At 64.3% G+C, this 9387-nt stretch carries 11 protein-coding genes; 8 read left to right on the top strand and 3 right to left on the bottom strand.

Translation table 11 applies throughout. The features are described 5' to 3' along the window. Positions 1–63: 63 nt before the first annotated feature. The gene (maiA, locus tag ACODSP_RS27880) at positions 64–696 is read right to left on the bottom strand and encodes a maleylacetoacetate isomerase (RefSeq protein ID WP_488968767.1); all 633 of its coding nucleotides are present in this window, start codon (positions 694–696) and stop codon (positions 64–66) included. A gap of 47 nt (positions 697–743) precedes the next feature. Between maiA and ACODSP_RS27885 the strand changes: the two genes are divergently transcribed. After that, positions 744–1502, top strand: coding sequence for an SDR family oxidoreductase (locus tag ACODSP_RS27885; RefSeq protein ID WP_488968768.1), 759 nt, complete (start codon positions 744–746; stop codon positions 1500–1502). Positions 1503–1606: 104 nt separating this feature from the next. Here the strand turns inward: ACODSP_RS27885 and ACODSP_RS27890 are convergent, their stop codons facing one another. Both ACODSP_RS27890 and ACODSP_RS27895 read right to left on the bottom strand, forming a co-directional pair. After that, positions 1607–2620: a fumarylacetoacetate hydrolase family protein gene (locus ACODSP_RS27890; RefSeq protein ID WP_488968769.1), complete on the bottom strand. Its 1014-nt coding sequence runs from the start codon at positions 2618–2620 to the stop codon at positions 1607–1609. Between the two features lie 123 nt (positions 2621–2743). Continuing rightward, positions 2744–3886 (bottom strand): homogentisate 1,2-dioxygenase, encoded by a 1143-nt coding sequence (locus tag ACODSP_RS27895; protein ID WP_488968770.1) that lies wholly within the window; start codon positions 3884–3886, stop codon positions 2744–2746. 99 nt (positions 3887–3985) lie between these two features. Between ACODSP_RS27895 and ACODSP_RS27900 the strand changes: the two genes are divergently transcribed. The 7 genes from ACODSP_RS27900 (at position 3986) to ACODSP_RS27930 (ending at position 9180) form a co-directional block, all read left to right on the top strand. Beyond that, on the top strand, positions 3986–4432 hold the full coding sequence (locus ACODSP_RS27900; RefSeq protein ID WP_488968771.1) for a MarR family winged helix-turn-helix transcriptional regulator: 447 nt from the start codon (positions 3986–3988) through the stop codon (positions 4430–4432). A gap of 153 nt (positions 4433–4585) precedes the next feature. Next, positions 4586–5611, top strand: a complete 1026-nt coding sequence (locus ACODSP_RS27905; protein ID WP_488968772.1) for an amino acid ABC transporter substrate-binding protein — start codon at positions 4586–4588, stop codon at positions 5609–5611. A 24-nt stretch (positions 5612–5635) separates the two neighbouring features. Then, a complete protein-coding gene (locus ACODSP_RS27910) occupies positions 5636–6841 on the top strand; it encodes an amino acid ABC transporter permease (RefSeq protein ID WP_488968773.1) in 1206 nt (401 codons plus the stop codon). 1 nt (position 6842) lies between these two features. After that, positions 6843–7937 carry an amino acid ABC transporter permease gene (locus ACODSP_RS27915; RefSeq protein ID WP_488968774.1) on the top strand — a complete coding sequence of 365 codons (1095 nt, stop codon included), beginning with the start codon at positions 6843–6845 and terminating at the stop codon, positions 7935–7937. A gap of 40 nt (positions 7938–7977) precedes the next feature. Further along, positions 7978–8160: a hypothetical protein gene (locus ACODSP_RS27920; RefSeq protein ID WP_488968775.1), complete on the top strand. Its 183-nt coding sequence runs from the start codon at positions 7978–7980 to the stop codon at positions 8158–8160. After that, positions 8147–8440, top strand: coding sequence for a type II toxin-antitoxin system RelE/ParE family toxin (locus ACODSP_RS27925; protein ID WP_488968776.1), 294 nt, complete (start codon positions 8147–8149; stop codon positions 8438–8440). The genes ACODSP_RS27920 and ACODSP_RS27925 overlap by 14 nt, the downstream gene beginning before the upstream one ends. Further along, complete coding sequence (locus ACODSP_RS27930) at positions 8437–9180, top strand: amino acid ABC transporter ATP-binding protein (RefSeq protein ID WP_488968777.1); 744 nt, start codon at positions 8437–8439, stop codon at positions 9178–9180. Before ACODSP_RS27925 ends, ACODSP_RS27930 begins: the two co-directional genes overlap by 4 nt. Positions 9181–9387 lie beyond the last annotated feature (207 nt).

The raw sequence follows: 9387 nt of genomic DNA on the forward strand, positions 1-9387 counted from the left end.
CCCGCTTGCGGGAGAGGGAGGGGCCCGCGCCGGAAGGCGTGGGAGGGTGAGGGAAGCACGCGCCTACTCCGCATCCCCCTGCTGCCCCGGTGCTGCCACCTGAAACGCCGCCAGTGTCTGGCAATGGGCGTCGATGGCGACCAGTCTGGGGTAGGGCGTCAGGTCGACGCCGAATCGCCGTGCGTTGAACATCTGGGGCACCAGGCAAAGATCGGCGAAGCTGGGTACCCCGCCGATGCAGAAATCCGGCCCCTCCACCATCTGCTCCAGTGCCGCGAACCCTTCCGCCGTCCAATGCGCGATCCAGGCCTTCACGGCCTCCTCCCCCTGACCCATTGTGCCGCGCAGATAGGTCAGGACGCGCAGATTGTTCAGCGGGTGGATATCTGCCACCACCGCCAGTGCCATGGCGCGCGCCCTGGCCCGTTCCGCCGGGTCGGCCGGCAGCAGGGCCGGCGTCGGGTGCCGTTCTTCCAGATATTCCAGGATGGCCAGCGACTGCGGGATCACCGCGTCGCCATCCACCAGGGTCGGCACCAGCCCCAGCGGGTTGACAGCGCGGTAAGAGGGCGCCTTCTGCTGCCCGCCATCCTTCAGCAGGTGGACATAGGCCGGGTCCCAGGCAATGCCCTTTAGCGCCAGCGCGATGCGGACACGATAGGCGGCGGAGGATCGGAAATAGGTGTGAAGCTGCATCTTCGTGGTATCACCGGCCAGGGGTTTCAAAGACAGGGAGTGGGGCCATGGCCCGTCCGTTGGAAGGCAGGATAGCATTGGTCACGGGCGCATCCCGCGGCATCGGTGCGGCCATCGCCGAACGGCTGGCCCGGGACGGGGCCGACGTGGCGGTCCATTACGGGTCCCACCGGCAATCGGCGGAGGAACTGGCCGAACGCTGCGGCAGGGAATACGGGGTTCGGGCGCAGGCCTTCCAGGCCGACCTTGCCGACCTGTCGGACCGGGGCGGGGCAGTGGCCCTGTTCGCCGCTGTGTCGGCAGCGTTAGGTGTGCCCCATATCCTGGTCAATAACGCCGGCACGGGCCGGTTCGCACCCATTGCGGAGATCAACTCGCTGGAACTGGCACAGGTCCTGGCCGTCAATGCCGCCACGCCCCTGCTGATGGCACGCGAAGCGGCGCGGGCGATGAAGCCCGGCGGGCGGATCATCAATATCGGCAGCGTCATCACCGACATGCCCGTGGGCCTCCGTTCCGTCTATGCCGCGTCCAAGGGCGCCGTCCATGCCATGACCGGCGTCCTGGCGCAGGAACTGGGGCCACTGGGCATCAATATCAACACGGTCGCCCCCGGCGTGACGGCCACCGACCGGTTCAAGACCGGCGACCGGTCGCGCGAAGGCGAGATTACCAAGCGTACCGCCCTTGGCCGCATTGGGGAGCCCGATGACATCGCTGCCGTGGTCGCCTGGCTGGCCGGACCCGACGCGGCCTGGATCACGGGGGAGGTAATCCGGGCCAGCGGGGGGCTGCGGGGGCTTTAGAGTCTGTCAGATTTAGGTTGAAGCATCCCCCAGTGTCATCCCCGCTTTCGCGGGGATGACTGTTGAAGCAAGGCCAACACGATTCCATCAAAACCTGACAAACTTTAGCCCTCGTACTTCGCGACCTGCTGATCAATCGATCCGAACACGCTGCGCCCATCCGCGTCCTTCATCTCGATCCGCAAGCGGTCGCCGAAGCGCAGGAAGGGCGTGGTGGGCTTGCCGTCGCGGATGGTCTCGATCGTGCGGATTTCGGCGATGCAGCTATAGCCAAGGCCGCCTTCCGATACCGGACGGCCCGGCCCGCCATCCGGGTCCTTGTTGGATACCGTGCCCGACCCGATGATGGTGCCCGCTGATAAGGGGCGGGTCTTCGCGGCGTGGGCGATCAGGGTGGGGAAGTCGAAGGTCATGTCGACGCCCGCATTGGGCTTGCCGAACGGCTGCCCATTGATGGCCGACAGAAGGGCCAAGTGCAGCTTGCCGCCATCCCAGGCGTCGCCCAGGCTGTCGGGCGTGACGGCCACGGGGCTGAAGGCGCTGCTGGGCTTGGACTGGAAGAAGCCGAAACCCTTGGCCAGCTCGTTTGGGATCAGGCCGCGCAAGGACACATCATTGACCAGCATGATCAGGCGGATATGGGCCTTGGCCTGTTCCGGGGTGACACCCATGGGCACATCGCCGGTGACCACGGCGACCTCGCCCTCCAGATCAATGCCATAAGCCTCATCGGCCATCAGGATCGGGTCGTGGGGTGACAGGAAACTGTCGGACCCGCCCTGATACATCAGCGGATCGGTCCAGAAGCTGGGCGGCATCTCGGCATTGCGGGCCTTCCGCACCAGCTCGACATGGTTCACATAGGCCGACCCGTCCGCCCATTGATAGGCGCGCGGCAGGGGGCTGGCGCAATCCGCCTCATCAAACGGCTGTCCCTCGATCTCCCCGGCATTCAGCTTGGCGGCGATGGCGGCCAGGGCCGGGGCCACGCTGTCCCAATGGTCCAGCGCCTGTTGCAGGGTCAGCGCGATATCCGGCACGGGCACGCAGCGCGACAGGTCATCCGACACAACAACCAGACGGCCATCACGGCCCTGCTGCAGGGAAGCAAGTTTCATGGGGGAAGCTCCAGGCACGCAAGAGGGAAGGGTGTCGCATGCACTTCGTTTATGCGACCTACGAAACCGGCGATCCGTCGTAGGTCGCATAAGCGAAGCGCATGCGACACTATCGGGCAAAGGTTACGGCTTCACGCGCCAGCTATCGGCATAGGCTGGGTTCTCCACGCCGCCCGGCAGGTCTGCCACTTCCAGCGCGTCGCGGGTATCGACCATGACGGCATATTCGTCAGTGGCCGGCTTGGTTTGTACCAGCATCTTGCCCAGCGCCTTGGGGTGCGGCCCGTGGGTGAAGCCCGACGGGTGGAAGGTCATCATGCCGGCCTTGATGTTGTCGCGGCTGAAGAAGTCGCCGGCATGGTAGAACAGCACCTCGTCGTAATCGTCGTTATTGTGGAAGAACGGGATCTTGATCGCGCCCTCATCCGTCTCGAACGGGCGCGGAGCGAAGGTGCAGACGACGAAGCGGTTGGCGACGAAGGTGGTGTGGGCGCTGGGCGGCAGGTGGTAGCGATGGCTCATCAGCGGCCGCACATCCTTCACATTCAGGCGCACGGGCGCCAGATCACCCTTCCAGCCCACGGCATCCAGCGGGTTGAATGGATATGTTACCGTGCTGATTGCACCCCGCCGCTTCACCAGAACGCGCCAGGAACCGCCGGGGCCGGTATCAGACTGCTGATCCAGAAACGCCTCGTTGATCTTGGGCGTGTCCAGGATGGCGGGGTCGAACACGGCATGCGGGCCGACGATGCCCCGGTCGGGCAGCTGATAGATCGATCCCGTCGCCTCGATCAGCAGGGCCGTCACCGGCTTGGTGGGGGAGAGGCGCCACATGGTGCCGCGCGGTAGCACCACATAATCGCCCGCCGTAGCGGTCAGGTGGCCGTAATCGCAGAACAGCTCGCCCTCACCCTCATGCACAAAGATCAGGTCGTCGCCATCGCCATTGCGGGCCAGATGGTCCATGGGCCGGTCGCAACGCCACATGCGCATGCGGCAATGGGCGTTGAACAGCACCTCCTTCGCCCCCCAGGGACCGGCGGACATATCCTCCACCAACTGGTTCAGATCGAAGGCGCGGGGGCGCAGCGGACCTTCCCAGCTGGTCCAGCCGGTGGGCGCGTTGCGGTGGTACATGTGCGTGGCGGGGCCGAAGAAACCTTCGCGGCCCAATTCCCGCTCAAACGTGCCTTGCGGCAGGTCGGCGTGGGCCTGGCGTGAGGAGGTGCCCTCGACACGGGGGAAGGAAATGTACCGGCGCATGGTGCTCTCCCGCTTGAAACTATATCGTTTCATATGAAACGAATATGCCGGATCAATGAGGGGCTTGCAAGTCCGCTTTGGGCAGGCCACCCTTGCGGGATGCTCGACCTTGACGATTTTCTGCCCTATCGCCTGAACGTCCTGGCCAAGCGTGTCAGCCGCGAGCTGGCGCGCCGGTACGAGGCGCAGTTCGGCATTTCCATCCCCGAATGGCGCGTGATGGCGATTCTGGGCCGTGAACAACCCTTGTCATCCAACGACATTGTCGAACGCTCCGCCATGGACAAGGCCAAGGTCAGCCGGGCCGTGACCGCGCTGGTAGAGGCGGGGCTGCTGTCGCGTGACACGCACCCATCGGATCAGCGGTTGCTGCGCCTGTCCTTCACACCCAAGGGCAGGGCACTCTATGAGAGAATCGCGCCTTTGGCCCTGGAGTGGCAGCAGCGCTGGCTGAACTGCCTGGACGAGGTGGAACTGGCCCAGTTCAAGGCCCTGTCGGCCAAGCTGGAAGGCCAACTGGAGCAGCTGGCGCGTGATGTTTTGTGATCATCCTGCCTAAGCTTGCGGCAGGGGCGAGAATTGTCGCGATTGTCCCCGTTACGGGGTTGTTTCATTGCGGCATTGAATGCTTAACTGCCTGACATCAAAGGGGGCGGCGGACGGACATCCCGCCCCGGTAAAACAGGGGAACCAAAGACGATGAGCCTTCGCCTTGGGGGTGCGGTCGCCCTGGCCGCCGCATATGTTGCCTTCACCGCCGTTCCGGCGCTCGCCGGTCCGACATTGGATGCGGTCAAAAGCAAGGGGCAGCTGACCTGTGGCGTGAATACCGGCCTGCCGGGCTTTTCCAGCCCCGACAGCCAGGGCAAGTGGACGGGACTGGACGTCGATATCTGCAAGGCCGTCGCTGCCGTCATCCTGAACGACACGGCCAAGATCCGCTACACGCCGCTGTCGGCGCAGCAGCGCCTGACGGCGCTGCAGTCGGGTGAGATCGACCTGCTGGTCCGCAACACCACTTGGTCGCTGACCCGCGATGCCCAGGGTTTGGATTTCGCCCCGCCGGTCTATTATGACGGCCAGGGCCTGATGGTCGCCAAAAGCCTCGGTGTGACGTCGGCCAAGCAGCTGGACGGGGCCACCGTCTGCGTGCAGCCGGGCACCACGACCGAGCTTAATCTGGCCGACTGGTTCCGTGCCCACAACCTGTCCTTCAAGCCCGTGGTGATCGAGGCGCTGGACGAGGTGAATGCCGCCTTCTTCGCCGGTCGCTGCGACGTGCTGACCACCGACATTTCCGGTCTGGCCGGCGTGCGCGCCTCTGTCGCCACCAAGCCCGATGATTTCATCATCCTGCCCGAGGTGATGTCGAAGGAGCCGCTGGCCCCCGTCGTCCGTCATGGCGACAACCAATGGCGCGACATCGTCAGCTGGACCATCTACGCCCTGATCGAAGCGGAGGAGAAGGGCATCACCCAGGCCAATATCGATGCCAAGCTGAAGGACCCCGACCCGTCGGTGCAGCGCCTGTTGGGCGTGCAGGGTGACCTGGGCACCGGTCTGGGTGTGGACAAGGCCTGGGCCTATCGCGCCATCAAGGCCGTCGGAAATTATGGTGAGATTTTCGAACGCAATATCGGCAAGAAGACCCCGCTGAAGCTGGATCGCGGCCTGAACGCGCTGTGGACCAATGGCGGGCTGATGTATGCCCCGCCGATCCGCTGATCTGACGCCCGGAACCGGACGCCGATGAGCGACAGCAATGCGACCGCGACCAAGGCCGCCGCCCCTCCGGGGCGGGCGGCCTTTCACCTGTCCATCAACAATCCCATTGTCCGTGCCGTCCTGGCACAGCTTGGCGTGGCCCTGGCCGTGGCGCTGGTCGCCTGGTATCTGGTCGGCAACACGATGGACAATCTGGCGCGGCTGTCGATCGCGTCAGGCTTCGGCTTCCTGGACCGGGAAGCAGGCTTCCAGATCGGGGAGACGCTGGTCGAATTCGGCCCGCAGGATCATTATTCCACAGCCTTCCTGGTCGGCATCCTGAACACGTTGAAGGTGTCGGGCATCGGCATCCTGCTGGCCACGTTGCTGGGCGTGGTACTGGGCATCGCCCGCCTGTCATCCAACTGGCTGGTGGCTCGCATCGCCGCCTTCTATGTGGAGACGGTGCGTAATGTGCCGCTGCTGTTGCAGCTTTTCCTCTGGTACGGGCTGCTGACTGAAGGGTTGCCGGGGCCGCGTCAGGCATTGGCGCCGCTTCCGGGCGTGTTCCTGTCCAATCGCGGGCTGAAGCTGCCGGCCCCTGCCGATGATCCGATCTGGGCCTGGGTTGCGGCCCTGTTCGGCCTGGGCATCATTCTGACCCTGGTGATCGCCGCCTGGAATGCCAAGCGGCAGGCCGCAACGGGCAAGCGCCTGTCGCTGCTGCCCATCGGGCTGGGCCTCATCCTTGGGCTGCCGCTGCTGGTCCTGCTGGCCAGTGGCGGCGGGGCCATCGACATGCCGGTGCTGCAGGGCTTCAACTTCCGCGGCGGCATGACCCTGTCACCGGAATTCGCGGCGCTGCTGTTCGGCCTTGTCATCTATACCGCCGCCTTCATCGGGGAGATTGTGCGCTCCGGCATCCTGGCGGTGCCCAAGGGCCAGACGGAGGCCGCGACGGCCCTGGGCCTGACGCGGGGGCAGCTGCTGCGGCTGGTGGTCCTGCCACAGGCGCTGCGTGTCATCATTCCGCCAACGACCAGCCAATATCTGAACCTGACCAAGAACAGCTCACTGGCTGTCGCCATCGGCTTTCCTGACTTCGTCTCCATCGCCAACACCACCATCAACCAGACGGGCCAGGCGGTGGAGGGCGTGCTGTCGATCATGGGGGCCTATCTGATCATCAGCCTCAGCCTGTCCTTCCTGATGAACTGGTACAACAGCCGTGTGGCGCTGGTGGAGCGGTGAGATGAGCGTGACCGAGACCACCCAGGAACGCGCCGCACCCGTCCGCCCCAATCAGGGGCCTGTGGCCTGGGCGCGCGCCAATCTGTTCTCTACCTGGTACAACGCGCTGCTGACGCTGCTGATCGCCTATGTGCTGGTCCGTGCCGTTCCCGGCATCATCGACTGGGCCCTGGTCAAGGCCAGCTGGACCGGCGATGCGGCGGCCTGCCGGGAGGCTGGGGGCGCCTGCTGGGCCTTTCTGGCGGAGAAGTGGCGCTTCATCCTGTTCGGGACCTTCCCCGATGATCAGCATTGGCGCCCGACGCTGGCCATCCTGTCCATGATCGGCACCTTGGTCCTGTCGGCGGATTGCCGGCTTTGGGGCAAGCCGCTGCTTTATATCTGGACCGTCGGCATCGGCTTCTCCGCGCTGATGATGTTCGGCGGGGTGCTGGGCCTGGATTATGTGCCGACGGAGCTGTGGGGCGGGCTGCCGCTGACGCTGGCCTTGTCCATCGTCGGCCTGGTGGCCAGCTTCCCGCTGGGCGTGCTGCTGGCGCTGGGCCGGACGTCGGACCTGCCCGTCATGCGCGGCCTGTCGGTTGTCTATATCGAGCTGGTGCGCGGCGTTCCGCTGATCTCCATCCTGTTCATGGCGTCGGTCATGCTGCCGCTGTTCCTGCCGGCGGGCGTGTCCATTGACAAGGTACTGCGCGCCCTGATCGGGATCTGCCTGTTCTCCGCTGCCTATGTGGCGGAGGTGGTGCGTGCCGGCCTGCAGGCCATCCCGAAAGGGCAGGTGGAGGCGGCCAAGGCCCTGGGTCTGGGCTATTGGCAGCGACAGCGCCTGATCATCCTGCCGCAGGCCCTGTCGCTGGTGATCCCGCCGCTGGTGAATTCCTTCATCGCCAGCTTCAAGGATACCAGCCTCGTCATCGTCATCGGCCTTCTGGACCTGCTGTCCACGGCCAAGTCGGCCCTGACCGACCCGGCCTGGCGCGGTTTCTACAAGGAAGCCTACCTGTTCGTGGGCGTCATCTACCTGCTGTTCTGCTATGCCCTGTCCCGCTACAGCCGGCATCTGGAGACCGTCCTTGGGCAGGGGCGGCGGCGGTGATAGGCTTGAGATCCCTTGTTCCTGGCCAGGGAGTGGTGTCATGACCCAGCCTGCTGAAAAGCTGACCGACATCGAACGCGAAGAGAAGGCCCGCCGCCGCGAGGAGAAGCTGGAAGCCTTGCGCAGGGATATCCAGGCCGGGCGCGATAGCGGTTCCGTCGGCCACATTCCGCTGGATGAGATGCTGGCCAAGGCGAGAAGGCGGTTTAATGGCGAATTATGAGTTTAGTGCCCTCGCCGAGGAGGATGCACTGGACATCTGGTGCCATATTGCGGCTGACCGCCCTCTTGCCGCCGACCGGATGCTCTCCCGTATCCATCAGGCGGCAGCCCGTTGTGCCGCGTTTCCTGGATTGGGACGCAGGCGGCTGGAACTGAGCGATGACGCCCGAGTCTTGCCTGTCGATTCCTATCTGCTGATTTATCACGCTGTCCCCACCGGGATCATCATCGACCGCATCCTCCACGCCGCGCGCGATATCGACACGGAGTTTTCTGAATGACCACCGAAGCCATCATCGAACTGCGCGGCGTCAATAAATGGTACGGCGCCTTCCATGTGCTGCGCGACGTGAACCTGTCGGTCGCCAAAGGGGAGCGGATTGTGGTCTGCGGGCCGTCCGGGTCCGGCAAATCCACCACCATCCGCTGCATCAACCGGCTGGAGGAACATCAGGCTGGCGACATCATCGTGCAGGGCGTGCCGCTGGACGATGATGTCCGGCATGTGGAAAGCATCCGCCGCGACGTGGGCATGGTGTTTCAGCAGTTCAACCTGTTCCCGCATCTGACGGTGCTGGAGAACTGCATCCTGGCCCCGATGTGGGTTAAGAAGATGCCGCGCGCCGAGGCGGAGGCCAAGGCGCGTCAGCTGCTTGAGCGGGTGCGCATCCCCGATCAGGCGCTCAAATATCCAGGCCAACTGTCGGGCGGGCAGCAGCAGCGGGTGGCCATCGCCCGTGCGCTCTGCATGGACCCGTCCATCATGCTGTTCGATGAACCGACCAGCGCGCTGGACCCCGAAATGGTCAAGGAAGTGCTGGACGTGATGAGCGATCTGGCCGCGTCCGGCATGACCATGCTGGTCGTCACCCACGAGATGGGTTTTGCCCGCCGCATGGCCGACCGCGTGGTCTTCATGGACAAGGGCGAGATCGTGGAAGTGGCCCCGCCGGACCAGTTCTTCGATACCCCGCAGAGCGACCGCACCAAGGCCTTCCTGGGTCAGGTGCTGAGCCATTGAGGATCTGCCGTTCCGACTTTTCGGAGCGAGTGAAACATCGTGCAACAGAAAATGCCGGTATGTTGCACGGTTTCCCGGAATGAAAAGGGTCCAGGCACACCTATCCAGAATAGGCTTTTGATCCTATAATCCCGGTCGCCCATCGGCAAGAGTTAGAGCGTGATGAGATTAGGTTTGTTTGTACCCTGCATTTGTAAGATAATTTGA

The sequence above is a fragment of the Niveispirillum sp. FG156 genome (assembly GCF_057809555.1).

Bases quoted from the DNA above. Each gene is read 5' to 3' on its own strand.
- maiA (WP_488968767.1), bottom strand. From the start codon at position 696: ATGCAGCTTCACACCTATTTCCGATCCTCCGCCGCCTATCGTGTCCGC.
- ACODSP_RS27885 (WP_488968768.1), top strand. From the start codon at position 744: ATGGCCCGTCCGTTGGAAGGCAGGATAGCATTGGTCACGGGCGCATCC.
- ACODSP_RS27890 (WP_488968769.1), bottom strand. From the start codon at position 2,620: ATGAAACTTGCTTCCCTGCAGCAGGGCCGTGATGGCCGTCTGGTTGTT.
- ACODSP_RS27895 (WP_488968770.1), bottom strand. From the start codon at position 3,886: ATGCGCCGGTACATTTCCTTCCCCCGTGTCGAGGGCACCTCCTCACGC.
- ACODSP_RS27900 (WP_488968771.1), top strand. From the start codon at position 3,986: ATGCTCGACCTTGACGATTTTCTGCCCTATCGCCTGAACGTCCTGGCC.
- ACODSP_RS27905 (WP_488968772.1), top strand. From the start codon at position 4,586: ATGAGCCTTCGCCTTGGGGGTGCGGTCGCCCTGGCCGCCGCATATGTT.
- ACODSP_RS27910 (WP_488968773.1), top strand. From the start codon at position 5,636: ATGAGCGACAGCAATGCGACCGCGACCAAGGCCGCCGCCCCTCCGGGG.
- ACODSP_RS27915 (WP_488968774.1), top strand. From the start codon at position 6,843: ATGAGCGTGACCGAGACCACCCAGGAACGCGCCGCACCCGTCCGCCCC.
- ACODSP_RS27920 (WP_488968775.1), top strand. From the start codon at position 7,978: ATGACCCAGCCTGCTGAAAAGCTGACCGACATCGAACGCGAAGAGAAG.
- ACODSP_RS27925 (WP_488968776.1), top strand. From the start codon at position 8,147: ATGGCGAATTATGAGTTTAGTGCCCTCGCCGAGGAGGATGCACTGGAC.
- ACODSP_RS27930 (WP_488968777.1), top strand. From the start codon at position 8,437: ATGACCACCGAAGCCATCATCGAACTGCGCGGCGTCAATAAATGGTAC.